Here is a 24,076-nt window from a genome sequence, read left to right on the forward strand (position 1 = left end):
TTGCAACAACACTGAATGTGTTTGCCTACATGCTTATCTATTCTGATTCTGAGGGGGAATGCCTCGATGGTGCCGGAGAAGAGATTCGAACTCCCGACCCCATCATTACGAATGACGTGCTCTACCAGCTGAGCTACACCGGCGCATCCATCGAGGTGGGCGCGTTTTAACTAACGCTTTTGAACTTGGCAAGCCCTTAATGAAAGAAAACCATCTTACATTCTATGAAAACGTCACATCTGACAGCACAATCAGGCAAAACTCCAACCACGCTAACGCGTAAAGGCATCATACACCTTGTTTTCAGGAGGACAGACCATGCCGCGTGGAGACAAATCAGCCTACACGGACAAACAAAAACGTCAGGCTAAACATATTGAAGAAAACTACGAAAAGCACGGCGTCTCAAAGAAAGAAGCCGAAAGCCGTGCTTGGGCGACCGTCAACAAAGAAAGTGGCGGCGGCAAGAAAAGTGGGTCAGGCCGGAAAAAACACCCGAAAGATTAAATCCGGCCCAATCTGGGTAATAAATGTTTCAGGCGGCATCCCAAGCGGCACGGGCAGCATCAACTCCAGCGCCACGCGGCAGACTGACACCCTCGCCTGCAAGAACAGCCTCAAACGCGGCCAGCGTTAGCAGAACCTTGTGCTTCTGCGCATTTACACCCATAGCGCCAATACGCCAGATCTTGCCGGTCAGTGGGCCGAAAGACGAGACGATCTCGATTTCAAAGTCCTTGCGCATCAACTCGCGAACACGGGCATTATCAACCCCTTCCGGAACCCATACGCCAGTCACATTGGTCATCCGCGTAGCATCGTCGCCATAGACGCGCAGCCCCATCGCCCGCAGACCGGCCACCATGGCCCGTCCAGCACGCGTATGACGTGCGACACGAGCATCCACACCTTCCTCAACCACGATCCGAGCAGCCTCGCGGGACGCATAAAGCATGGACGTCGCTTCGGTGTGGTGATTCATCCGTGCTGGAGACCAGTAATTCATGAGCATCGCCAGATCGAAGTAATTCGACTGAATTACCGGCCCCTCGCCCTGCGGCTGGCCCGTAGCAATACCCGCCTCATCATGGCGCCGACGCAGAATAGCCTCCACGGCACGATCCGACAGCGTGATCGGTGCAGATCCCGGCGGTCCGCCCAGGCATTTCTGAAGCCCGGCAGTTGCGACATCAATGTTCCAGGCGTCCGTCTTGAACTCCATTCCGCCCAGCGTGGCAGTCGCATCGACATACAGAAGGACATTATGACGGCGGCAAATAGCACCGATTTCTGCGAGTGGCTGGGCCGTTGTGGTGGACGTATCGCCATGAACGGTCGCCACAAGGCCAGGCTTGTGTTCGATGATGGCAGCTTCGATGGCGGCGGGGTCAACGACCTGTCCCCACTCCACATCCACAGTGCAGGGAATGCCACCACACCGGTGAACAATCTCTGTCAGCAGAAGACCAAAGCGCCCGATCCGCGGAATAAGCACCTTCATGCCCGGAGAAACCAGCGAAACCAGAGCAGCCTCAATGGCCGAGCGGGCGGAACCGTTGATCAGCAGCGTCCAATGGTTTTTTGTCTGAAAGACTTCCCGGTACAGCGCCATGGTCTCGTCCATGTAAGCCGTCATTTCCGGGTCCATCTGGCCAATAACGTCCGTTGCCATGGCTCGTAGAATGCGTGGGTGCACATTGGCAGGCCCTGCACCCATCAGCAGGCGCGACGGCGGATCAATTTGAGCAAAAGACGAAGTCATGACTGATATTCCTTGACGAAAGCGAGCAGGGCGCGATGGGCGAGTTCAACATCTTCCACAAGCACCGTCTCATCTGGATGATGGCTCAGGCCACCCGGACTGCGAATAAACAGCATACCCATCGGGCAGAAGCCTGCCATAGCCATGCTGTCATGCCCGGCGCCACTGAGAAGCCGTGGGGCGGAACGCCCTGTCACCGTTTCAACAGCCGAAGCGAACCGTTCAATGATTCGCGGGGAGCAAGCAGCCGCTGCCAATTTCTGTGGAGCTGAAAAGGAAACCTCTAGTCCGCGCCGGTTCGCAATGTCCCGAATATCGGACCTGATGCCCTCCGCCAGTGCGTCACGGAGTTCATTGGAGCCTGCACGCATATCCAGTGAAAACCAGACATCTCCGGGAATGACGTTAGAAGTGTTGGGCGTCACTTCCATCTCTCCAACCGTTGCCACGAGATTTCCGGCCCCGTTCAACCCACGCTTTTCTACTGCCAGCATCATCTCCGCAGCCCCGGCTAGTGCATCGCGGCGCAGAGTCATCGGCGTAGTACCAGCATGATCGGCCTGCCCTTTGACCATGACGCGCTGGCGGGTCTGGGCAGCGATCGCGGTCACGACGCCCAAAGGCTCATCCGCAGCTTCCAGACAAGGGCCCTGTTCAATATGCGGTTCGATAAAGGCCAGAATATCCTCTGCTCGGCGCGTTGCATTCTTTAGCTGCGACGGGTCCAGGCCATATGACAGCATCGCTTCAGCAACCGTCATGCCTTGAGAATCCGTTACGCCCTGAGGAACGGCACTGATCTCCCCCGTCATCGTTCGGGAGCAGATCATGGGAACAGGAAACCGGGATCCTTCCTCGTCACCAAACCCAACCACCTCGATCGGGAATGGAAGGCGTGTGTCCTGTTCCTTCAAGGCTGCAACCAGCTCGATTCCCAGCATCACCCCGAGGTTGCCGTCAAAAGCTCCCCCATTCCGCACCGTATCAAGATGCGAACCAATCAGGAGAACCGGGGCCTTTGGGTTCGTGCCCTCATAGCGACCAACCAGATTACCCACGGCATCCGTTCGCACATCCATACCCGCTTCTTCCATCCAGATCTGGACCTGAGCGAGGGTATGCCGATAAGATGTTCCGAGCCAGTAACGGAAAAGGCTACCAGCCGTCTCGCTGAATGGAGGTTCAACGAGAATGCGGCACCGTTGAACGGCACGGGCTCCGTGGGCTGTCATTTTGTCTCCACCAGAAGGACGTACAATCTTGGATAAAGTTTGCGCTCATAACGGGACCAGATCAAGTTGATCTCGTGATAAAACTCACCCCACATATTCGCATGAAAGATCAAACCCACCTTGATCCCATGCATCTTCAGTCGTTTTTGGCGGTCGCAGAAACTCTGCATTTCACGTCTGCCGCTCAGATGCTGGGTGTCAGTCAGTCGACCATCAGCCAGCATGTCAGCCGACTGGAAGAGCAACTGGGCACCCGTCTCCTGGCACGCAGCACCAAGACCGTCCGCCTCACGGAAAACGGCACGGCCCTCGTCTCATTAGGGCAACGCCTTCTGCAGGTTGAAGACAGTCTGTTTGCCTATTTTCGGGATGGTACACCGCGCGGCACCATACGGCTGGGGGTAACGGAAGACCTGCTCTTAACGCGTTTCCCGGAAATTCTGGGTGTCTTTCGCGCTGCCCATCCGTCTCTTCAGATCACAATGACAGTCGGGCTCAGTGCGTCCCTGACGCGCCTTCTGGACAATGACGAAATTGATCTGCTCTGCGGTATGCGGCGCTCTTCCGAAACGCATGGTCAAAAGCTCTGGACCGAAGAGTTACGGTGGTTTGGCCCAGCGCAAACGCCATTCACAGAAGGCCAGTCCATTCCACTGGTGACTTTCCCTGAAGGCAGCGTGACCCGGCGCCTTGCGATCGAAGCCCTGAACCGTGCCGAACAGCCGTGGCACATCGCGTTCACCAGCGGCAATCTGAGCGCGATTCTGGCTGCCGTCCGGGCAGGATACGGCATTACGGCACAACCCGGGTTTCTGCGAGAGACTGAGGGGCTTTCCCTCTACGAGACGCCCTCGCTCCCGCTTGTCCCGAATGTCGATTTCATTGCGGCCACACGTCATCAGACGGCTCAGGGGCCAGAAGAGCTGCTGATCCAGACTTTGTGTGACCATATCTCCCGCCTCCAATCTTCCTCTCCTTCCTGACGGGTATTTTCCATGCAGACGCCCAATTCTCTCCGCGGGATGGTGACATCCCCCCATCACCTCGCAAGTCAGGCTGGACTGGACGTCCTGAAGGATGGCGGAACAGCTATTGAAGCCATTGTAGCAACGGCCGCCGCACTGGCTGCGGTCTACCCCCACATGACAGGCCTCGGCGGGGACTCGTTCTGGCTGATTTCCTATCCGAACGGACAGACCATCGCGATTGATGCCTGCGGACGGCTGGCCAGAAATGCCACGCTGGATCTGTATGCTCAGGCTGGTCACAGCGTCATCCCTTGGCGGGGCGGTCTGGCGGCCAATACCGTCGCGGGAACGGTCTCTGGATGGGAAGCAGCCCTGAAAGAAAGTGCCAAAGAACAGCCCTCCCTCCCGCTAGATCGCCTCCTGCGCGATGCCATCCATTATGCCAGCACCGGACGCGTCGTTTCGGAGAGCGAAGCCGCACTTCTGAAGGAAAAGCAGGCAGAGCTTTGTGGAAACGAGGCTTTTCGGTCTTTCTGCATCCCTGACGATATTCCCTGGCAGGAAGGAGAAATTCAGACCTCCCCTATTCTGGCGGCTACACTCCGAAGCCTCGCGCATCACGGTCTGCGGAGTTTTTATGAGGGCGATCTGGCAAAAGGCATGGCGGCCGATCTTGAGGCCGCTGGCAGCCCCCTGCGTCTGGACGACTTCCTGTCTCATCGCGCTGAAGTCAAAGCGCCGCTGGATGTTCAGACGTCGATGGGGACGCTCTATAATATGGCACCCCCAACACAGGGGGCAGCCTCTCTATTGATACTCGCGCTGGAAGATCGTCTTCCACAATGCGACGCACCGGAAAGCTATGAACACCTTCACGGACTGATCGAGGCCACGAAGCAGGCTTTTCGTTACCGAAATCGCGAAATCGATGGTCGCTCAACTGCGGAAGACGATATTCGCGCCCTTCTGCAAGACCCGTCAGCGCTGGACGAAATGGCCGCCCGCATTTCCATGACAGAAGCATTCCCCTGGACGGAAGAAACCCAGTGGGGCGACACGACATGGATGGGCGCCATTGATAGCAATGGTATAGCCGTCAGCATGATCCAGAGCCTTTATTTCGAGTTTGGGTCCGGTGTGATGCTGCCGCAAAGTGGTCTGTTCTGGCAGAACCGTGGATCTTCATTCCGTCTGAAACCCTCTGGCTGGAACTGCCTGCTTCCCGGCTCAAAGCCTTTCCACACCCTGAACCCCGCTGCTGCGCGTCTCAATGACGGACGCGTCATGGTTTACGGAACCATGGGGGGTGAAGGCCAACCCCAAACACAAGCCGCCGTTTTCAGCCGCTATGCCCGACATGGCGTCCCACTACAGGAGGCAATTTTCCGTCCCCGCTGGCTCCTGGGGCGCACATGGGGGCAGGAAAGCACGTCGCTAAAACTGGAGCCTGGATTTGATCCGACCGTAGTTCAGGCCCTTCAGGATGCAGGACATGTGATTGAGCAGCTTCCTGGCATGTCATCCATCATGGGACATGCCGGAGCCATCGTAAGGCATGCGAATGGTCGCCTCGAAGGGGCTACCGACCCACGCAGCGATGGGTCCGTGGCGGCCTGGTAACTTAAAGAAAAGGAGGCGCTCCTGGAAAAGCGCCTCCTTTTCATGTTCAGACCAATCGAGTTTCGGCAGTTCCATCCCGCTCAAGGGATTCCCCTAGAGCCAGCAGCAGATCTTCCCTGCCCGGGCGCGCAATAAGCTGAGCTCCCAGAGGTAGTCCTGCCGTTTTCATCGGGATCGTCAAAACCGGGAAGCCTGCCAACGTCAGCGGTTGCGTATAAAGCCCCAGATTGGCACGCGCAGAGACCATTTTACCCCCTACTTCAATCAATGGCTGATCAAAGCGTGGTGCCTCACCCACCACAGCAGGCGCCAGCAGAATATCTGCATCAGCAAACGCCTCATGCATCCGTGCGCGGAACCAGTTTCTCAGACGATGCGCCTGAAAAATCAGGGAAGCCGGCAAAAGGGCGCCTGCAAGCAGACGGTCACGCACCGACGGATCGTAATCTTTCGCCTGTGTGCGCAGCCGATGCAGATGCAATGCTGCTCCTTCCGAGGCGCTGATCACGAAAGCAGACGCTCTCGCCCGCGCGACTTCAGGGAGTTCCACCGTGTTTTTGGCACCAAGCCGGGCCGCCAGTGCGTCTACTGCCTCCTGCATGGAAGCGGACATGTTCTCCGCAAACCATCCACCCAGGCGCGCCACTTTCAAGCCACCAACATCAACAGGTGCGTTTTCCGTCCGTACCAATGCCTCAAAACATGCTCTCAAGCCGCCCGCACTGTCCGCAAAAGGCCCAACTGTGTCGAGGCTGGCAACAAACGGGTAGCTACCCTCAATTGGAAAACGCCCCTGCGTTCCCCGAAGCCCCCAAACGCCACACAAAGAGGCTGGAACACGGATGGACCCGTTGGTATCGGACCCCAGACCAAGCGAAAACAGGCGCGCTGCCACCCCAGCCGCCGATCCACCAGACGAACCACCCGCCAGATGATCCGACGCATGAGGGTTGCGCGTGACGCCATGGTGGGCATTGTCCGTCGCAAAGCCGTAAGCAAATTCGTCCATGTTGGTCAGAGCTACAGGAATAGCTCCAGCTTCGATCAGACGTGCCACGAGTGCGGCATCCCGCGTCGCAGGCGGATCATTTGCCAGCACCTTCGAACCCGCTGTCGTAACCTGACCGGCCACATCAAACAGATCCTTGATCCCAAATGGAACACCCGCCAAAGCGCCAGGATCACGGCCTTCCGCAACAGCAGAATCAACCGCAGCGGCAGCGGCAAATGCACGATCCGTAAGGGGACGCGTGACGCAATTCAATGCTCCATCCCGCTCGGCGATGTCTGCAAAAACCGCTTTGGTTACGTCTGTTGCAGATAACTCGCCGCTTCGAACACGCGCAGCAATGTCCAGCGTGCGAAATTCAAGCCCGCTCATGGTTCGTACTCGAACGCAGGTTCAAGCCTGTCGGACAGTTCCAATCCCTCAATCAGGGTTGCGTAGGAACGCAGAAGGTCGAGGTTCATCCGAACCCCCTTATGAAATTCAGCGGGTATCACAAGGCCATTTGCCTTTGCGAGCACCTCGATCTCGTTATCTTCCAAAAGATTCATGCTGCTGCCGTTGCCTCTTCAGAGTCAGTCTTCAGGATATGTCGGCCATCAGGGAAACATGCGCAGCCAGAATCTTCCAGCCATTCTGTGTACGAAACCATGTCTGACTCTGCCGACCGATCTTCGAACCGCCCCGGCGTTGAAACTCCAGATCAACCACGGCGGCATGCTGGCCGATAACCGTGATGACGCGTTTCAGCACATCCCGTGGGGGAGAACCACCTGGACGCTGCTTCCGGAACGCCCTGATTTCTTCGATGCCGTAGAGATTTTCACCAACCCCGTACCGGACCGTCTCTGGCCCCGCATAGAAGAGATCATCCAGTATCTGAAGATCATTTTCACCCAACGCTTTTTCATAAAGATCAGCCAGGCCTGAAACCTCAGCCAGAATTTTGGGGTCATTCAGCATCCTATATTTTTCCTTCTGCATGCCCTGCGAGCACGACGTCATGCCCCTCGTCTCGCAGAGACTGAACCTGTCGGGCATCAAGATCGGTGTCTGTAAATATACAGGAAACCTGATCCAGGAACCCAACACTGTAAGTGGAGTGGCGCGCAAATTTTGTGCTATCCACAAGAAGAAAGCACGTCTCCGTCCGCTTCATCATAAGCGCGTTGAGCCTGGCCTCTTCCTCATCAGGCGTCGAAATCGTCGCATCTGGTTGCACAGCACTGGCGCCGAGAAATACCTGATCGAACCAGAGTTTCTCCAGTGCCTGCTCTGCCAAAAGTCCGACCAGACTGCGATTGGTATGCCTCACTCTGCCACCCAGAAGAATCGTCTCGACACCTTCAACACCGCTCAGCATTTCCGAAACCATGATATTGTTGGAAAAGACCGTCAGTGGCATGGGAGAAATGCGCAGACGCCGCGCGAGCTGCAGAACGGTTGTCCCGGCATCAAAGAAAACCTTTGATCCTCGCTCGATACGGCAAAAAGCCAGATCCGCAATGGCTCGCTTATGTTCAAGTGCGTGATTTTCCCGCGCCTCAAACGCGACCTCTCGATCGATGGAAGCAGTCAAGGAAGCACAGCCGCGTGTCCGGATGACAATGCCCTGCTCTTCAAGTAACTGAAGATCCCGCCGGATCGTCGCAAGAGAGGCATCCACCTGTCGGGCCAGTTCGTGGACACCACTCATTCCGTTCAGGTAAAGGTAATGCCGGATCTGAGCCAGCCGGTCAGAAGCCAAAAGACGCTCTCCCTACTGAGCCATGACACGGTGCGCCGAAGCATACCCATATTTTTCAAAAAGCACGCATAAAATGATCGAAATCGGAACGTTTCGCTCAGAAAGATGACTTGACATGACTGGCCTCTGACTAGTCTGATCAGATGAGGATCCTACTACCCGCAAAGAAAGCCTGGCCGTGACTGAACCCTGTATCGCAGCGATTGATGGCGGGGGCAGCAAGACTCTCCTTGTTGTCCTTCGTCAGGATGGAACAGTCGCCGTGAGCCGGCAGACAGGTGGAACCAACCCTTTTGACCAACCCTTCTGGCGCGAGAGGCTGACAGGCCTCCTTCAGGCACTCCCAGCCGAGACCCAGTCTGTCGGACTTGGACTAGCCGGATACGGCGAAAGTGAAACGCTTTGCGCCCGGCAAAAAAATGCTGTCTCCGAAAACCTTAAAGACATTCCATACTCCCTCACAAATGACGTGGATATGGCCTGCTCAGCCGCATTTGGGGGACAGCCCGGCATTCTTCTCCTCTCTGGAACAGGCTCCATGGCCTGGGCTTCCGATGCTGCTGGAAAACATTGCAGGGTCGGTGGATGGGGGAGCCTATTTGGCGATGAAGGCAGCGCCTACCAGATTGGCCGAAACGCCCTGGCACTTCTGACGCACATTCTCGATGGTCGAAACACGCAGGACGCCTGCTTCCTGGCCCCCTTCACTGCGGCCATGGGCCTGCCATCCAGCCCGGAACTCTGCACGCCTGCTCTTCTGGAGTGGTATGGCACCCTTGAGCATCCTCGCTCTGCCGTTGCAGCTCTCGCCCGTCACGTATCTGTTCTGGCCGAAGACGGTTGTGTCCCGGCCATGGCTCTTCTGGATCAGGCTGCATCTGATCTGGCCACGCATATCATTGCGGCGCGTAGAAAAATGCCGGGATTAGACCTTCCCTGGAGCTATGCGGGCGGTACGCTTCAAAGCGCGTACCTGCGAAATGCCATCGCAAAACAATGCGGAGCGCCTCGCCCGCCCCTTCTCCCTCCCATTGGCGGAGGCCTCATTTCTGCTGCCCGCCAGGCCGGATGGGCCGCAGATATACATTGGATTCAATCCCTCTCCCGTACCCTCGACACCGTAGGCTCAGGGGCCTGAAAGGTTTTCTTATGAACGCTACTGAGCGCGGTATTCGCGAACAGTTTCCACTCTGGAACCAGGTAGACATGCAGGATGTCCATCCGGACCCGGAGACTTTCACAGTCGTCGTGGGATGTGGAACATCTGTTCATATTGCGGATTCAATCGCGGCAAGCCTGAACGCCAATGGTATGTTTTCCCGTGCCGTCGCAGGCAATGAGTGGACACGCCGCCCGCAGGATTATGTGCCGTCCTCAATCCGCCCAAACATTCTGGCTCTTTCACGCAGCGGAGAGTCGACTGAGACAGTCGCCGCTGCCATCGAAAGCCGAAAGAGCGGGCTGCACGTTACAGCTTTCACCTGCGCGGAAGACACCAGTCTCGAGAAGAACGCAGACGAAACCGTCTTGGCCAAAACCCATGCGGAAGAAGGCATCGTCATGACGGCTTCGGCCAGTCTGATGCTGCTGATGGGCCTGCGTTATGCGGGTATTTCCGTCATGCCGGAAACAACAGAGGCTGCCGAGGAACTCCTTAACGCTGCAGATCCGCAGCTCAAGGCTCTAATCGAAGGCCGTTCCCATTTCGTGTTCCTGGGCGCTGGAGCACTTTATGGCGTTGCCCGCGAAGGCTCCCTGAAACTTCAGGAAATGAGCCTCAGCCAGACGGAGGCGCATCATCCACTGGAATACCGTCACGGCCCGATCAGCCTGATTGATAACAGCTCTCTCGTCGTCTTCCTGTACCACCCAGACACGCTGGAAGAAGAGAGCATTCTTGCCAAGGATCTGATCGGCAAGGGCGCACGCGTTCTCGGCATTGGTGGCCCCGGCACCGTCTCTCTTTCCGTTAAGGAAGGCGCAGATGTTCGCCCGCTGGTCGTTCTGCCAGTGCTTCAGCTTTTCGGCGAATATATCGCGCGCTCAAAGGGATTGGATACTCTGGCCCCTCGTCATCTGACCAAAGTTGTGACGATCGCCTGATTCATGAGCCTTTCTCCGTTCCTGAACCTCGTTCGCCAGACGCACGATCCAGACGTTCCGAAAGCCCAACGTCAAGGCCTGACCTCTGTCTGTTCCGCACACCCACTGGTGCTGGAGGCAGCACTTCAACGCGCTGCCCGGACCAAGAGACATGTTCTGATCGAGGCGACCTGCAATCAGGTCAATCAGGATGGGGGTTATACTGGCATGACCCCGGCAGATTTCCGGGATCTTGTGCTTGGAATTGCCGCTAAGGTCGGCTGCCCGGCGCATCTTGTTCTGCTGGGCGGCGACCATCTTGGGCCCAATCCATGGAAATCCCTGCCTCCGCAGAAGGCCATGGACAAAGCCCTGACCATGATCGAAACCTTTGCAAAAGCGGGCTTCGTAAAGCTGCACCTCGATGCCAGCATGGGCTGCGCGGGCGAACCGGTTGCGCTTTCCGATGAAACCGTTGCCGAGCGCGCCTGCGCCCTTGCACAGCGCGCCGAAAGCGCGGCTCCCGGTCAGGCCGTCTATATCATTGGAACGGAAGTCCCCGTTCCGGGTGGTGCGGCTGAAGCTCTGGACCATCTGGAGCCAACCTCTCCGGACGCTGCCACTGCAACACTTCAGGTTCACAAAACGCTGTTCCGCCGGGTTCTGGGCGATGATGTCTGGGGCCGTGTGATCGGGCTTGTCGTTCAGCCAGGAGTGGAATTCGGTGTGGAAGATGTGGTGATTTACGACCGGCCGCGCGCGCAGTCCCTCTCGGCCATACTGAACCAAATGCCGGGTCAGATCTTCGAGGCACATTCAACCGATTATCAGCCCCTTTCCGCCCTACGCGCCCTTGTGGAAGACGGCTTCCTGCTCCTGAAAGTCGGACCGGGCCTGACCTTTGCCCTGCGTGAAGCCCTGTATGGGCTGGACAGCATCCGCTCCGTCCTTCTGCCACAGCAGAAAAGCCTGCGGGTAGTTATGGAACGGATCATGACTGAGCAGCCCGCGCAGTGGCGTGGGCATTACGAAGGCACAGAGAGCAAGCTCGCCATTCTCCGTCACTACGCTTACAGCGACCGCATCCGCTATTACTGGCCTCAACCTGATGCGGAAGCCGCCGTTGAAACGCTTCTGCGCCAGCTTGAGGAAACAGGGCTGCCAGACCCGCTTCTGAGCCAGTTCCTGCCGGTGCAGTACGAAAAAATCCGCGATGGGCGTCTTCCACGGCATCCGCGCAACATCATTCTTTCCGCAATCGACACAGTTCTTGGCCTGTACGATCAGGCCTGTGGAGCCGAAGTGACATGAATCGTTCCCCGGACAGCCTGACTGGCTCATACGGCCTTGGTCCACTTGGTGTTGCCGCCGCCATCTTCTTCATGATGGGTTTTGTGACCTGGCTGAACGGGCCGCTAATCTCGTTCGTCCGGGTTGCGTTCTCACTGGGAGACGTCAGCGCTTTTCTGGTGCCTCTGGTCTTCTACCTGTCGTATTTCCTGTTCTCCATCCCCGCATCCTTTGTTGCCCGTTCACTGGGTCTGCGTCGCGGTCTGTCTGGAGCACTGGTTTTATGTGCGGCAGGCGTGGCCCTCTTCGGGCAATTCGTCTCCATGCGCATTTATGGCGGCGCACTGGCCGGGCTTCTGGTGCTGGGTTCTGGCCTTGCACTGATGCAGGTCGTCATCAACCCGCTGGTCAGCTTGCTGGGCCCTTCGGAACGCGCCGCCCAGCGTATTGCCATCATGGGTGTCTGCAATAAATTTGCCGGCATTCTGGCGCCTATCGTCCTGGCCACAGTCGTCATGGGCGATATCGGGAATGTCGCTGAGAAAGCGCAGCTTGCTGCAACACCAGAAGCACGAGACGCCATTCTAAACAGCTTCGTCCATGCCATTTATGCGCCCTATATGAGCATGGCTGTTGTTCTTGTAGTCGCTGCCGTGGGCGTGATCTTTTTCCCCCTGCCGGAACTTCAGGCTCCGCCACTTCCAAGCGTGAGCGGAAGCAGTGAGAAGATTTTCCGGCCGCATCTCGTCTTCGGCATTGCGGCCATGTTCATCTATGTCGGCATCGAAGTCATGGCGGGTGATGCCATCGGCACATATGGGCAGGGCTTTGGTCTTCCCCTAAGCGAGACCAAGTTCTTCACCTCCCTGACCCTAGCCGGAATGCTGGCGGGTTATGTCGCCGGGTTCGTCGTTGTTCCACGCATCATCACGCAGGAGCGCTTTCTTGAGTTCTCCTGCATTGGCGGCTGCATCCTGACCATTGCGGCCTTCCTGACGCATGGTTACGCGTCAGTACTTTGCGTCGCTCTGCTGGGCGCCACAAATGCTATGATCATGCCGACGATCTTCCCAATTGCCATTCGGGGTGCCGGCCCTTGGACCCCGTTGGCATCGGCCTTGATTGTCATGGCGTATAGCGGCGGTGCGATCATTCCGCAGATCTATGTCCTGCTGAAGCCTTATGTCGGGTTTCAGGCAATGTTCGCCCTCCTCGTTCTGCCATCCTATCTCGCAGTTCTTTTCTACGCTCGCCGCTACGGACAGACGGGCCTTCTCCCACTGGACCAGAAACAATGACGTCTCATCTCGATGGAAATCTCGTACTCCGGGACCGGATCGTCCCCGGTCGCGTGACCTTCGGCACCCATATCCACGATCTTAAGCCGCTGAAAAACGCTGGCAACCGTTACATTCTTCCGGGCTTCATTGATGGACATGTTCACGGTGGCGGTGGGGCCGACACCATGGACGGTGTGGAAGCCATTGAAACACTGTCCCGGTTCCACATGTCTCACGGCACTACGACCATTCTCCCAACAACCATTACGGCACCCTGGAATGACGTAATGAATGCCCTGAGAGCCGTCGCGGAAGTCTGTGAACGTGGGGTGGAAAACGGTCCGCGCATTCATGGAGCCCATTTGGAAGGGCCGTTTGTGAGTCCCCACAAGCTGGGTGCGCAGCCTCCCTTTGCCATTCCGCCCTCCCCTGACCGGGTTCAGGAAGCTGTCGAAACCGGGTGTGTCCGCGTGGTCACGCTTGCTCCCGAATTAGACCATGCAGAAAGTGCCATGCGCAGTTTTGCAGCGGCTGGCGTAAGAGTCAGTCTTGGCCATACCACCACAGATCATGAAGGAGCCGAACGCGCCATCTGCCTTGTCTGTGGAGCTGGCGGCACCGTCGGTGCGACCCATCTTTTCAATGCCATGTCTGCAATTGAGGGGCGCAAGCCCGGCCCTGTGACGGCACTCATGTGCAGCGACACCGCGTATGCAGAGATGATCTTCGATACCTACCACGTGCACCCCGCCAGCTTTCGTCTGGCCTCACGCGTTATGGGAGACCGCCTCCTGTTCGTGACAGATGCCATGCGGGGAACAGGTGAACCGGAAGGCCCCAGCAGTCTGGGCGGCCAGGACGTCCTGATCCAGGACGGCGTTGTCCGCCTTCCCGGCGGCTCTCTGGCAGGAAGTGTCCTGACTCTTGATCAGGCTGTGCGCAACGCCGTGCAGGCCGGGAAATCACTTCCGGAGGCTGCACGGCTCGTTAGCACCAATGCAGCGACTTATCTTGGCCTTCATGATCGGGGCACCATTACTCCCGACCTCCTAGCCGATTTCACCGTTCTGGATGACGCGCTGCAAATCGCGGAAGTCTGGGTTGGTGGGCAAAGAACTTTTTGAGGCTGCCTAACTGAGCAGACGTCTCTTCAGATATCCGCGGGTGGTGCCAGCCGATAAACGCCTGCCTGCCAAGGCTTCAGCTCAGGTAGCACGTCCGCTGCCTGAGTAAATGCGCTGTCGATCAGAACCTCAGATATTTTCAGACCATGCGGCAGAATATAGTGTTCCTTTTCCCCGCACATATTGATCAGAACAAGAAACTGCTCGTCCTCTAGCGTACGCGTAAACGCAATGACCGAAGGATGGTCTGGATCAACATCTTCAAATGTACCGTAAATCAGCGCCTGATGCGTAGCGCGAAGCTCAATCAAGCAGCGGTAATAATTCAGAATGGACCCGGGGTCAGCTTCCTGCTGGGCCACATTGATTTCCGTATGATTTGGATTGATCCGAAACCACGGCACACCAGTCGTAAACCCGGCACGCGACGTTCCATCCCATTGCATGGGTGTTCGTGCATTATCCCGACTGATCTTTGACAGGCTGGACAACACCTCTTTTGCGGACATTTTTCCAATACCGACAGTATTGTCCCAAATGCCCCTGGCATTGATGTCCTCGAAATCCTCGATCCCATCGAACCGGATATTCGTCATGCCAATTTCCTGCCCCTGATAAATATAGGGCGTCCCACGTCGCATCAGGAGCATTGTTGCCAGTGCCTTGGCTGATGGGCCGTGCCCTTTGGGCGAAGGATCTCCGAACCATGAGACAGATCGTGGGTTATCATGGTTTTCCAGAAAGGATGTCAGCCAGCCCTCTGGGCCAGAAGATGTATCTTCCCCGCTTAAAACTGCTTTGAGATCCTTGATCGTCCAATCCTGAACCTGCCAGTCATGGCGACCAAGGCGGACAATTTCGAAATGGAAAACCATCGTCATTTCCCGTCGGCTTTCCGCAACAAAAGCCGGGGTCTCATCGAAGGGCACACCAAAAGCTTCCCCAACTGTCAGAAGATCTCGGCCTGCGAAAACCTCCCGGTGCATTTCCTGGAGATAGTCATGCACCTTGGGGCCTGTGACATAAACATGCTCCAGACTTTCCATTTCGGCGAGCGTAAGGTCTCTGAGGCCTGATAACTTGGACAGAAAGCAGATTGCGTCCAGCCGAAAGCCAGACACGCCACGGTCGAGCCAGAAACGCATCATGCTATATATTTCTTCCCGGACATGGGGGTTTTCCCAGTTCAAATCGGGCTGCTCCCGGGCAAAATAGTGCAAATAATATTGCCCTGTCGCTTCATCCCTCTCCCATGCACTCCCGCCAAAAATGGACAGATAGTTGTTGGGCGGACCGCTGTCCCGGCCATCCCTCCAGATATAGAAATCACGGTAGGGATTATCCCGCCCGGCTCGGCTCTGTCGAAACCATGCATGCTGATCACTCGTGTGGTTGGCGACAATATCCACAATGAGCTTCATACCCCGGGCATTTAATCCTGCTACCAGACGGTCAAAGTCTTCCATGGTCCCCTGAAGGGGATCGACTTTGCGGTAATCCCGGATGTCGTACCCGTTATCAACATTCGGGCTGTCATAGTGCGGGGCCAGCCAGATCACCTGTACGCCGAGCGATTGCAGATAATCCAACCGGCTGATGAGACCCGGAAGATCTCCTATTCCATCCCCGTCGCTATCACAGAATGACCGTGTATAGACCTGATAAACCACAGCTTCCTTCCACCAGCGCCTCTTGTCGGGCGTATTGGCTTCACTGGCACGAAGGGCTGTCAGGAATGGTGCGTTGGAATCGTTGGGGGAAGGCTGTGACATCCGGGCTATCTCCTCGCGGATATAAGCCTTCAACGACGCACCAGGAAAAAGCGTTTCAATCTTTAACGTACAAGTTAACGAGACTGCTTTATCAGTCAGTCGCTTGACAGATGCGCCTCGAAACAGTCTGTGTCTCTGGCATGTCGGTGAGCCTGAAGGAGCTACGCCACCGCCCTTTCTATTGCGCTCCAGGAGTTCTTGACCCTGATGTCCACGAACCAGACATCCACCCTGCTGAATGATCTTTCTGCTTCCGAACGGAATTATATGCAGGATTATCTTACCCAGTCAGCCGAGACGATGGTGGCCTTCTCGAAAGATGAAGCCTGTTCAGAAATGATGGCAGGCATTGCATTGACCATCACATCCGCGCTGCAGGACGATGGAAAGCTGCTGGTTGCCGGAAATGGCGGAAGCGCGGCGGATGCCCAGCACATTGCTGGCGAATTCACGGCCCGCCTGATGTATGACCGTCGCCCACTGGCCGCTATTGCCCTAACAACGGACACATCCAGCCTGACGGCCATCGGCAACGACTATGGCTTCGACCACGTCTTTTCCCGACAGGTGCTTGCGCTGGGTCGCAAGGGCGACGTTTTCCTTGGCATCACCACATCCGGGCGTTCGCCGAATATCGTGGAAGCACTCAAGGCTGCTCGCTCGCAAGGGGTCACAACCATCGTCTTTACAGGCCAGACGTCGGTCGAAATTCCGGAAGCGGATTTCGTACTCCGCGTTCCTTCTGCATGGACGCCACTGATCCAGCAGATGCATATTACAGCTGCACACATTGTCTGCGCACTGGTTGAGCGGGCGCTGTGCCCACAATCCTCCATTCACGAACAGCACTGAGCAGGCACCACTGAACTGAGCATGGACCCAGCAGACAGATCCTGGTCACTGTCCGCCGGATCCATGCCCTGAATTATCAGGACCTGATGCGCCAGCGCCAGTCGTTCAGAACTTCCTCAAGAGTGTTTTTCCAGGAGATCTGCGCCGTCCAGCCCAGAATGCGTTGTGCTTCAGACGGATCACCCCGCATATTCTGCAGTCCTGACGGTGTCTGACGCGTAGAATCCAGGCAGATGTCTGCTTTGACGCCCGCCATCTCCATCAGGTCATTCAACATGGCACGAACCGTTCTGGTCTCACCGCTGCAAATATTCAGGATCGTGCCATCCGCAGGAGCCTCGGGTAGCGTCAGGGCATCGATATAAGCATCACAGGCATCCCGAACATTTGTGATGTCATACCCAACATCCGGATGGTTTATCGTAATGGTCGTCTGCTGGTGCGCCTCAACCCGAGCGACCTGAGCGGCCAGAAAGGGTAGGATGGCATTCGGATCCTGATCGCTTCCAGCTTGCGTGAAGGGCCGCATCCGTACAGCGTGCAGACCCTCTTTCGCCATCATTCCTACCGCCATATCAGCCGCCGCCTTACTGGCCGCATAAGAATTCAACGGTGCTACCGTCGCAGTTTCGTTTAAGGGAACGCCTTCCGCAAAAGAGGCACCATAAATTTCAGCTGAAGACACATAGACAAAACGGATGTGGCGGGCGTGTTTCTGAAACGTCTCCGCCAGATTCATCGTTCCGTCCAGATTGACTTGCCAGGCACGCTGCGTGTCCTGACTGGCCTCCAGAACCGATGACACGGCAGCAAGGTGAATGCAGGCATCGGGCCGTGTGTCCTGTACCACACGCTCTACGGCCTCACGGTCCAGAATATTCAGTTGCCCTTCGATCAGAACATGATCGGGCATCCGGTCCTTAAGGCGTGTTTTCAAATGGGTTCCAACAAACCCAAGACCACCCGTAAGAAGAATTCGCATTGCCTGCCCTCACACCGACCACCATAAAGAGCCGAGAGGGTCAGAGGACGTAAGAAGCGAATTTTCCGAAACAGGCAGCATTGATCATTCTCCCATGCTGACGGGTCTGAGCACCGAACGAAGGCACGGCCATTCCGCCATCCCTTCGTTCTCGACCACATTCAGCCACGGGGCAAGAGAGAGACTCTCCTGCAGGGTGCGGGACTCAGTTCCCCAGAGAACGATCCACAGAGCGGCCGGCACGTTCGATAGGCCCCTTCGGCGGATCGACGGTGTCGCGCACCTTTTCACCAAACGTCCGGTGGTGTTCACAGGCTGTCAGCGTCACGCAGGACACGGAAAGGGCCAGAAGAAGCAATATCGATTTACGCACGTGGAGTAATCCTCCGAAAAGACGGTGAAGCCATCAGAAACGGTCTGCGCCGTTCTCGGTTCCCTGCACGTAACGAAGTTAGAAAATTTCGATATGACTCTTGAAGCCCATCATGACAGCATCCCGTAAGTTCACCTGCCCGTTCGGGTTATGGTAATATTGGAGATCAGGCTCAAACGTCATCGCACGGCCGATTGCGAACGTGTAGTTCAGCTCTGCAACTTCCTGATGCGTCTGCAATCCCGTCGCCCGATAAGGCAGAGACTTGCCAGCAGCCAGAAGAATCCGTTCAGTTCTCTGCACACCTGACGCGATATGAACATACGAGACCGCCAGTCCAATCGTGTCTGATGGCCGGGCGGCCCAGAAGCCTTTCCAGGTTGCCCCCAGATAGATCTGCCGATCCCTGAGTGCCGTTCGAGGCTCGTTTAGCACGACACCCCCCATGAGCGTCACACCGCCCTGCGGGTTGATTCTGGAGCCTTTGATTCGTTGATCCGCCATCAACCACGTGGACCATGAACCGCTATGTCGGGCAGCGGAATATCCGCTATCCGCATAGGGATTTCCCAGCGTATCCAAAAAGTTCTCAGACCGCCCCATCGTTTCCACGGCAATGCCCAGCTTATAATGGCCTGGATACGCGAGCTCTCCGGAGGGGCGACGGAAGATAGGCTGCCATCCGATTTCTACGGGAAAGATTTCACCAACAATATTCGAGCCGTTCAGCTTGAACCCTGTTCTGTGTTGCGCGACCGAATAAATGCCCTCTTCCGCAAAATAGACACCCGTTTCGACATAAACATCCCGCCGCCAGGGACGCCCCCTCACACGCAACGCCCAAACAGACGCCGGATAAGAGCTGTAATAGGCGCTGTCAGAAGCACCTTTGGGGCGACCACAGAAGCTGTTGTTAACGAAGGAGCAGAACACCGTACCGGCTGCGAAATCCGAAAGCTGGGACATACGCCCCGCTGCGATTGCCAGTCGGTTCTGGAACAGGTGCTGCTCCCCATATGCCATCACAAGATGCACCACGACGTTTCCGCCACCACCATAGGTTTCCTGACTGTGAGCCAGCCAGTCTCCAAACATGCGGTTAGCCGTTGTGCCGTAGCGCCCTATAAAAATCACATGAGTCGCAAAGCCCTGAAGCTTCGCCAGACGGTTCCAATCCGTCACAATGTTCAGAGCATACTGTCCGGCATTAGACGCGCCCTGCTTGTAACCATACCCTTTGGTCGGAGCCGTCACAGCGCCCATCATCTCGTTCATATTATCGAACTGAGCAATGGTTCCATGACGCCTGAGCCAACCATGAGCATCGTTCACAAAGGAAAAGAGCGACGGCGGGGCAGACAGATTCCCGGCCAGATCTTCATACGCCGAAGCCTTTGGCAGGAGTTCCGCCGCTCCAGCTGAAAGCGGTGCAGCCTCTGTTTCCCCGTTGGCCTGATCAGAAGCGGTACGCCCTTCAGACGAAGACGAGTCAGACGCTGGTTCGGCAGCCACCGCAACGCTGGTCAAAGACAATACACATGCGGAAACGGCGACGCACATTATACGCTGCACCACAGCCATGCGAGCCTTTTCCATGCCATTTTTAATGTAGTCGCTTATCGAACTATCAACGCTCAAAAATGAATTTTCCTTGATGTCGCCCTCAACCCGTCCTGTTTATGCACACCACGACATTAGCTTCCATCCTGCAAATGCTGACCCTCCCACTGCATGAGCGTTGGAGCGAAGACAATATGGATACTTCGACTTTCATAAACCGGAGAAAAGTGCGCTAAACACCCCACTTAGGCACAGAGTTAACCCGTTTTTTACGAAACATATGTTTGGGTCGTTTTGTTCAGAACAAACGGAATTGCCCCATACATGTTGCTTCCATCTCGTCATGCTATGTGCTGTCTGGGGCTGATCGGGCTAATACCTGCCCTCTCCGCTTGTAATTCGCTGGCCCAGCTCTCTGAAGTTGGGCGTCCGCCACGCATGACGTCCATTACCGACCCAACATTAGCAGCAAGCTATCGCCCTGTCACAATGCCCATGCCCCCCCTGCGTCCCCCTCCGCAGGAAGCCTCCAGCCTGTGGCGAAGTGGTAGCCGTGCGTTCTTCAAGGACCAGCGTGCCTCTCAGGTTGGGGATCTGGTCACGATCATTGTGGACATCACCGATAACGCTGCTTTCAATAACGGCACGACAGCCAATCGTGCTGCCAACGAAAAATTTGGAATCCCAAATCTGTTTGGAATCAAAGGACGAGTCATCAGCGCTGTAACGGGTGCTGACAGTCTGAACACAACCAGCAGTAGCGATAGCAGCGCAACAGGAAAGATCATCCGGAATGAAACGGTAACCCTCCGTCTGGCAGGAACCATCACACAGGTTCTTCCAAACGGAAATTTCGTCGTAATGGGGAAGCAGGAAGTCCGGGTCAACAGTGAACTACGTGAGCTCGGTGTCAGCGGCATTGTCAGGCCACAGGACATAACGGCGGACAATACCGTTACCCACGATCGGATGGCGGAAGCCCGTATTTCTTATGGCGGCAGAGGGACCATCACCCAGATCCAGACCCCTCGTTACGGACAGCAGGTCATGGACTCGATTTTACCATTCTAAACAAAAAAAAACGCCGGGAATGACCCGGCGTTTTTCTTAAAATCTTAGCTCTTATCCAGCTCAGTGAGCGGCAGGACGAGACAGCAGAAGAGCCCAAAGTTCGGCAACGTCCTTTGCGGGACTATTCCCGGTGATGGTTTCAAAGGTCTTGATGGCATCAGCCTTATGACCAGCGTCCATCTGCGCCATACCAAATTCAATCTGGGCCAGATCCGGATAGTGCGGCTTCTTCCCAAGGCCGGTTTTCATCAGGGCAAGGCCCTGATCAGCCTGACCATTCAGAACAAGATTATAACCCGTTGTCAGAGCAGGACCTGCAGAGGGATCCGTAGCAGCAGACGCAGCAGCCTGAGCAAGTTGTGCACGGTCAGCAGCGGCACGCTGTGCAACAAATGCGTGGAATTTCGCATCGCCAGCGGCTGTCGGACCGTTACCCAGAGACTTGTTGGCATAGCCCTGATTGAGCAGGTTCAGCGCCAATTGGGGCAGACCCAGCTGAACAGCGCGCTCACCCATGTCCTGGTAGTCGGACGGATCCTTCAGGACACCCGTCGCCAGACGCAGACGCTCGACATAGAATACAAGCGGTGGTGCCAGGTTCGGGTTAGCGACCAGATCATGGATCAGCATCGCCCAATAATCAGGCTTGGAATAATACTTGGCCAGCAGGACGTAGGCGTGCGTCTTGGCGTCCGCGTCCTTCAGGTTCGTATAAGCGGTGGCGAGCATCTGAAGCTGATTTTCAGCAGGAATCTTGCCTGCCTTGATCGTTGCGTCCACCTGCTCCTGAGCAGCCTTGGCTGTCCCTTTCCAGTCACCCTGAAGATAGTAACACTGGATCAGCATGGTCTGCATGCGCGGATCGGGCCCGTGCTCATGCAGATAGCGCTCGGTCGGTGGAATGGCAGCCGCATAGTTCTTGGCACCATAAGCCATGGTAGCCTGAGCCATCAGCATCTGACCCTTCGCAGCCTTCGGCGTGCGGGAGCTGTTGATGAGAACGTCATAAGCTTTGGTTGCCGCAGCCACGTTGCCGGACTGAGCAGCGACCGCTGCACGCATCTGGGCAATGGTATAGGATTCGTAATCCGTCTTGCCCTTGACCGCATCCGCGGCATCCACCGCAGCCATGGCTTTTTCGTAGCTCTTCGCGGCAAGAGCACTCTGCGCCTGCTGAAGATCCTTGCCGACAGCTTGGCCTAGCACATCATCAGCATGGGCGGCAGGCCCAGCAATAAGAGCTGCACCAATAGCACCAGCCAGCAGAAGGGAGCGGGCGCTCAGACGGCGGTTAAGGGACAAAGACACGAATTACTGTCCTTCCATGAACTGATCCAGACCGACGATACCCAGCTTGGTCACACCGAGACGCTGAGCGTCAGCCATGACGTGGGCAACCGTTTTATAATCGGCAAGACGGTCAGGATGAATATGGACCTCGGGCTGATCGCCTTCAGCAGCAGCGGCCTCAAAATGAGCCTGAAGTGCTGCTTCCGAGCTGACCGGCTCGCTGTTCCACGAAATGCTGTTGTCGTAATTGATGCTGACAGTCACTAGCTTAGGCTGCTCGGTAGACGGCGGAGGATTGCCCTGAGGCAGATCGATCGCCACCGAATGTGTCTGCAGCGGGATGGTGATGATCAGCATGATCAGCAGCACCAGCATCACGTCGATCAACGGCGTGGTGTTGATATCGACGATACCTTCGTCTTCGTGCGTGCTGTCCGATCCGACGCTCATGCCCATGACGGCGGTTCTCCAAAAGGGTGACGTGAAAGAGGTTGCCGGACCGTTCTTTCTATAACGGCCCGGCAGACCTTCAGTTCGAGTGGGGCTGCTCGGTGATGAAGTCCACGTGAGCGATACCAGCTTCCTGAGCTGTAGCGACCACCTGGCCAACTGCCAGATACTTGGCAGCACCGTCACCACGGATCTGGACCTGCGGCTGAGGCTTCTGCTTAGCCACCTCTACAAGGCGGTTCAGCAGATCCTGATGCGTTGGGACCGGTGTGGTGTTCCAGAAAACCTGGCCATTCGCAGTCACTGCCAGAACAACATTATTCGGCTTAGTCTGGGTCGGCTGATTTGCATCAACCGGCAGCTTCAGCTTCACAGTATGCGTGGCGACTGGGATGGTGATCAAGAAGATGATCAGCAGCACCAGCATGACGTCGACGAGGGGAGTGGTGTTGATTGCCGACACCACCTCGTCGTCACCGCCGCCTCCTCCGACGTTCATTCCCATAGTATCAGACCCGCTGGCTGGTGGTGATGGTGGTCGGAGCTGACATGCCGCCGTCTTCCGGAGACACGCCGTGACGGAAGCCACCGATCAGGACAGACTGAACGTCTGCAGCGAAGTTGCGAACGCGATCCATAGCGCCCTTGTTACGGCGAACGAGCAGGTTGTAACCCAGAACGGCCGGAACAGCGGTTGCAAGACCAATTGCCGTCATGATGAGGGATTCACCCACCGGACCAGCAACCTTGTCGATGGACGCCTGACCTGCAATGCCGATGGCGGTCAGAGCGTGGTAAATACCCCAAACCGTGCCGAACAGACCGACGAACGGAGAGGTGGAACCCACCGTACCGAGGAACGCGAGGCCGCCCTGAAGACGCGTGTTGATGGTGTCAACGGAGCGCCCGATGGACATTTCCGTCCAGGAGTGCAGGTCGATCGCATCACGCATGGAACCTTCGTGGTGCTCTGCAGCAACAATACCGGTTTCAGCGATGTAACGGAACGGAGAAGAAGCCTTCAGGGACGCAGCGCCAGCCTGAACGGACGGCTTCGTCCAGAATTCACGGGAAGCTTCCTTGGAAGCAGCGAACACACGGCCCTGCTCCAGGAACTTCATGACCATGATGATCCAGGTACCAGCGGACATGATAACCATGATGATCAGAACGCCACGAGCGATCACGTCACCATTGGCCCACAGAGCGCCAAGACCGTACGGGTTGCCCTGCGGAGCCGGAGCTTCAGGAGCGGCCGTTGCGCTTTCACCCGGGGTGGCAGCAGCAGCAGGCGTCTGGTCAGCAGGAGCAGCTGCATCACCGGCGGCAGGTGCCGGAGCGCCAGCATCATTCGGTGCAGAAGCAGCAGGTGCAGCAGACGGGTCCGAGGACGGAGCCGGCGGCACTGCCGACGGGTCGGCCGGAGCGGCAGCCGGAGCACTCTGATCAGCCGGTGCAGGCTGAGCGAAAGCGACGGCCGGTGCGATTGCACCCGAAGCCAGGGCCAGCGTCAGAGCCATGGCGCTGGCCCGGACGGCGCGCGCCTTCGTCGGAACGTCAAGAGCAGGAAGGCGGAACAGTCTGGTCATGAACTCCATATCCTCGTTAGAGATGC

General features: G+C 56.6%; 23 protein-coding genes, 1 tRNA gene and 1 pseudogene. 10 read left to right on the top strand and 15 right to left on the bottom strand.

Annotation, left to right across the window (positions count from 1 at the left end; translation table 11 throughout):
* Positions 1-67: 67 nt before the first annotated feature.
* Positions 68-143, bottom strand: a tRNA-Thr gene (locus KP702_RS12880).
* A 175-nt stretch (positions 144-318) separates the two neighbouring features.
* On the opposite strand from KP702_RS12880, the pseudogene KP702_RS12885 reads away from it, so the two are divergent.
* Positions 319-486, top strand: a pseudogene (locus KP702_RS12885) (plasmid stabilization protein); the annotation flags it as partial.
* A gap of 49 nt (positions 487-535) precedes the next feature.
* Here the strand turns inward: KP702_RS12885 and KP702_RS12890 are convergent.
* Both KP702_RS12890 and KP702_RS12895 read right to left on the bottom strand, forming a co-directional pair.
* Positions 536-1,762 carry an alanine--glyoxylate aminotransferase family protein gene (locus KP702_RS12890; protein ID WP_215769137.1) on the bottom strand — a complete coding sequence of 409 codons (1,227 nt, stop codon included), beginning with the start codon at positions 1,760-1,762 and terminating at the stop codon, positions 536-538.
* The gene (locus tag KP702_RS12895) at positions 1,759-2,994 is read right to left on the bottom strand and encodes an allantoate amidohydrolase (protein ID WP_202208110.1); all 1,236 of its coding nucleotides are present in this window, start codon (positions 2,992-2,994) and stop codon (positions 1,759-1,761) included. Before KP702_RS12895 ends, KP702_RS12890 begins: the two co-directional genes overlap by 4 nt.
* Positions 2,995-3,095: 101 nt before the next feature.
* On the opposite strand from KP702_RS12895, the gene KP702_RS12900 reads away from it, so the two are divergent.
* Positions 3,096-3,977, top strand: coding sequence for a LysR family transcriptional regulator (locus KP702_RS12900; RefSeq protein WP_202208109.1), 882 nt, complete (start codon positions 3,096-3,098; stop codon positions 3,975-3,977).
* Between the two features lie 39 nt (positions 3,978-4,016).
* Positions 4,017-5,582, top strand: a complete 1,566-nt coding sequence (locus tag KP702_RS12905) for a gamma-glutamyltransferase family protein (RefSeq protein WP_306795949.1) — start codon at positions 4,017-4,019, stop codon at positions 5,580-5,582.
* A gap of 46 nt (positions 5,583-5,628) precedes the next feature.
* Here the strand turns inward: KP702_RS12905 and KP702_RS12910 are convergent, their stop codons facing one another.
* The 4 genes from KP702_RS12910 to KP702_RS12925 are packed head-to-tail and all read right to left on the bottom strand — an operon-like array spanning position 5,629 to position 8,335.
* A complete protein-coding gene (locus tag KP702_RS12910) occupies positions 5,629-6,963 on the bottom strand; it encodes an AtzE family amidohydrolase (RefSeq protein WP_215769139.1) in 1,335 nt (444 codons plus the stop codon).
* A complete protein-coding gene (locus KP702_RS12915; RefSeq protein WP_202208106.1) occupies positions 6,960-7,139 on the bottom strand; it encodes a DUF4089 domain-containing protein in 180 nt (59 codons plus the stop codon). Before KP702_RS12915 ends, KP702_RS12910 begins: the two co-directional genes overlap by 4 nt.
* 31 nt (positions 7,140-7,170) lie before the next feature.
* A complete protein-coding gene (gene hpxZ, locus KP702_RS12920) occupies positions 7,171-7,551 on the bottom strand; it encodes an oxalurate catabolism protein HpxZ (protein ID WP_202208105.1) in 381 nt (126 codons plus the stop codon).
* 1 nt (position 7,552) lies between these two features.
* Positions 7,553-8,335 (bottom strand): DeoR/GlpR family DNA-binding transcription regulator, encoded by a 783-nt coding sequence (locus KP702_RS12925; protein ID WP_202208104.1) that lies wholly within the window; start codon positions 8,333-8,335, stop codon positions 7,553-7,555.
* Positions 8,336-8,513: 178 nt separating this feature from the next.
* On the opposite strand from KP702_RS12925, the gene KP702_RS12930 reads away from it, so the two are divergent.
* The 5 genes from KP702_RS12930 to nagA are packed head-to-tail and all read left to right on the top strand — an operon-like array spanning position 8,514 to position 14,111.
* Positions 8,514-9,473: an N-acetylglucosamine kinase gene (locus KP702_RS12930; protein WP_237390030.1), complete on the top strand. Its 960-nt coding sequence runs from the start codon at positions 8,514-8,516 to the stop codon at positions 9,471-9,473.
* A gap of 11 nt (positions 9,474-9,484) precedes the next feature.
* Complete coding sequence (locus tag KP702_RS12935; protein WP_202208103.1) at positions 9,485-10,438, top strand: SIS domain-containing protein; 954 nt, start codon at positions 9,485-9,487, stop codon at positions 10,436-10,438.
* A 3-nt stretch (positions 10,439-10,441) separates the two neighbouring features.
* A complete protein-coding gene (locus KP702_RS12940; RefSeq protein WP_202208102.1) occupies positions 10,442-11,728 on the top strand; it encodes a D-tagatose-bisphosphate aldolase, class II, non-catalytic subunit in 1,287 nt (428 codons plus the stop codon).
* A complete protein-coding gene (gene gluP, locus KP702_RS12945; protein WP_202208101.1) occupies positions 11,725-13,005 on the top strand; it encodes a glucose/galactose MFS transporter in 1,281 nt (426 codons plus the stop codon). Before KP702_RS12940 ends, gluP begins: the two co-directional genes overlap by 4 nt.
* Positions 13,002-14,111, top strand: coding sequence for an N-acetylglucosamine-6-phosphate deacetylase (gene nagA, locus KP702_RS12950; protein WP_215769140.1), 1,110 nt, complete (start codon positions 13,002-13,004; stop codon positions 14,109-14,111). The genes gluP and nagA overlap by 4 nt, the downstream gene beginning before the upstream one ends.
* Positions 14,112-14,137: 26 nt before the next feature.
* On the opposite strand, the gene KP702_RS12955 is transcribed toward nagA, so the two are convergent.
* A complete protein-coding gene (locus KP702_RS12955) occupies positions 14,138-15,883 on the bottom strand; it encodes an alpha-glucosidase (protein WP_202208099.1) in 1,746 nt (581 codons plus the stop codon).
* A gap of 207 nt (positions 15,884-16,090) precedes the next feature.
* Between KP702_RS12955 and KP702_RS12960 the strand changes: the two genes are divergently transcribed.
* On the top strand, positions 16,091-16,735 hold the full coding sequence (locus KP702_RS12960; RefSeq protein ID WP_202208098.1) for a D-sedoheptulose 7-phosphate isomerase: 645 nt from the start codon (positions 16,091-16,093) through the stop codon (positions 16,733-16,735).
* Positions 16,736-16,811: 76 nt separating this feature from the next.
* Here the strand turns inward: KP702_RS12960 and KP702_RS12965 are convergent, their stop codons facing one another.
* The 3 genes from KP702_RS12965 to KP702_RS12975 form a co-directional block, all read right to left on the bottom strand.
* On the bottom strand, positions 16,812-17,717 hold the full coding sequence (locus tag KP702_RS12965; RefSeq protein ID WP_202208097.1) for an NAD(P)-dependent oxidoreductase: 906 nt from the start codon (positions 17,715-17,717) through the stop codon (positions 16,812-16,814).
* A 205-nt stretch (positions 17,718-17,922) separates the two neighbouring features.
* Positions 17,923-18,090, bottom strand: a complete 168-nt coding sequence (locus KP702_RS12970) for a hypothetical protein (RefSeq protein ID WP_167386170.1) — start codon at positions 18,088-18,090, stop codon at positions 17,923-17,925.
* A gap of 78 nt (positions 18,091-18,168) precedes the next feature.
* Entirely contained in the window at positions 18,169-19,728 is a 1,560-nt protein-coding gene (locus KP702_RS12975; RefSeq protein WP_237390029.1) for a carbohydrate porin, read from the bottom strand.
* Between the two features lie 246 nt (positions 19,729-19,974).
* On the opposite strand from KP702_RS12975, the gene flgH reads away from it, so the two are divergent.
* Positions 19,975-20,721 (top strand): flagellar basal body L-ring protein FlgH, encoded by a 747-nt coding sequence (gene flgH, locus KP702_RS12980; protein WP_202208096.1) that lies wholly within the window; start codon positions 19,975-19,977, stop codon positions 20,719-20,721.
* Positions 20,722-20,781: 60 nt separating this feature from the next.
* Here flgH and KP702_RS12985 read toward each other — a convergent pair whose 3' ends face one another.
* The 4 genes from KP702_RS12985 to KP702_RS13000 all read right to left on the bottom strand — a co-directional run bounded on the left by KP702_RS12985 (position 20,782) and on the right by KP702_RS13000 (position 24,050).
* On the bottom strand, positions 20,782-22,029 hold the full coding sequence (locus KP702_RS12985) for a hypothetical protein (RefSeq protein ID WP_215769141.1): 1,248 nt from the start codon (positions 22,027-22,029) through the stop codon (positions 20,782-20,784).
* Between the two features lie 3 nt (positions 22,030-22,032).
* On the bottom strand, positions 22,033-22,467 hold the full coding sequence (locus tag KP702_RS12990; protein WP_202208094.1) for a biopolymer transporter ExbD: 435 nt from the start codon (positions 22,465-22,467) through the stop codon (positions 22,033-22,035).
* A gap of 73 nt (positions 22,468-22,540) precedes the next feature.
* Entirely contained in the window at positions 22,541-22,966 is a 426-nt protein-coding gene (locus KP702_RS12995) for a biopolymer transporter ExbD (RefSeq protein WP_202208093.1), read from the bottom strand.
* Positions 22,967-22,970: 4 nt separating this feature from the next.
* Positions 22,971-24,050, bottom strand: a complete 1,080-nt coding sequence (locus KP702_RS13000) for a MotA/TolQ/ExbB proton channel family protein (RefSeq protein WP_080951457.1) — start codon at positions 24,048-24,050, stop codon at positions 22,971-22,973.
* Positions 24,051-24,076 lie beyond the last annotated feature (26 nt).

It is taken from the genome of Gluconobacter sp. P5B12 (assembly GCF_018812035.1).
Lineage (GTDB): Bacteria > Pseudomonadota > Alphaproteobacteria > Acetobacterales > Acetobacteraceae > Gluconobacter.

What these genes read in the sequence shown, in the direction of transcription:
- KP702_RS12915 (WP_202208106.1), bottom strand. Translation starts at nt 7,139, where the DNA reads ATGAATCTTTTGGAAGATAACGAGATCGAGGTGCTCGCAAAGGCAAAT.
- KP702_RS12905 (WP_306795949.1), top strand. Translation starts at nt 4,017, where the DNA reads ATGGTGACATCCCCCCATCACCTCGCAAGTCAGGCTGGACTGGACGTC.
- KP702_RS12935 (WP_202208103.1), top strand. Translation starts at nt 9,485, where the DNA reads ATGAACGCTACTGAGCGCGGTATTCGCGAACAGTTTCCACTCTGGAAC.
- hpxZ (WP_202208105.1), bottom strand. Translation starts at nt 7,551, where the DNA reads ATGCTGAATGACCCCAAAATTCTGGCTGAGGTTTCAGGCCTGGCTGAT.
- flgH (WP_202208096.1), top strand. Translation starts at nt 19,975, where the DNA reads ATGTTGCTTCCATCTCGTCATGCTATGTGCTGTCTGGGGCTGATCGGG.
- KP702_RS12900 (WP_202208109.1), top strand. Translation starts at nt 3,096, where the DNA reads ATGAAAGATCAAACCCACCTTGATCCCATGCATCTTCAGTCGTTTTTG.
- KP702_RS12990 (WP_202208094.1), bottom strand. Translation starts at nt 22,467, where the DNA reads ATGGGCATGAGCGTCGGATCGGACAGCACGCACGAAGACGAAGGTATC.
- nagA (WP_215769140.1), top strand. Translation starts at nt 13,002, where the DNA reads ATGACGTCTCATCTCGATGGAAATCTCGTACTCCGGGACCGGATCGTC.
- KP702_RS12910 (WP_215769139.1), bottom strand. Translation starts at nt 6,963, where the DNA reads ATGAGCGGGCTTGAATTTCGCACGCTGGACATTGCTGCGCGTGTTCGA.
- KP702_RS12965 (WP_202208097.1), bottom strand. Translation starts at nt 17,717, where the DNA reads ATGCGAATTCTTCTTACGGGTGGTCTTGGGTTTGTTGGAACCCATTTG.
- KP702_RS13000 (WP_080951457.1), bottom strand. Translation starts at nt 24,050, where the DNA reads ATGACCAGACTGTTCCGCCTTCCTGCTCTTGACGTTCCGACGAAGGCG.
- KP702_RS12940 (WP_202208102.1), top strand. Translation starts at nt 10,442, where the DNA reads ATGAGCCTTTCTCCGTTCCTGAACCTCGTTCGCCAGACGCACGATCCA.
- KP702_RS12960 (WP_202208098.1), top strand. Translation starts at nt 16,091, where the DNA reads ATGTCCACGAACCAGACATCCACCCTGCTGAATGATCTTTCTGCTTCC.
- KP702_RS12895 (WP_202208110.1), bottom strand. Translation starts at nt 2,994, where the DNA reads ATGACAGCCCACGGAGCCCGTGCCGTTCAACGGTGCCGCATTCTCGTT.
- KP702_RS12890 (WP_215769137.1), bottom strand. Translation starts at nt 1,762, where the DNA reads ATGACTTCGTCTTTTGCTCAAATTGATCCGCCGTCGCGCCTGCTGATG.
- KP702_RS12955 (WP_202208099.1), bottom strand. Translation starts at nt 15,883, where the DNA reads ATGTCACAGCCTTCCCCCAACGATTCCAACGCACCATTCCTGACAGCC.
- KP702_RS12995 (WP_202208093.1), bottom strand. Translation starts at nt 22,966, where the DNA reads ATGGGAATGAACGTCGGAGGAGGCGGCGGTGACGACGAGGTGGTGTCG.
- gluP (WP_202208101.1), top strand. Translation starts at nt 11,725, where the DNA reads ATGAATCGTTCCCCGGACAGCCTGACTGGCTCATACGGCCTTGGTCCA.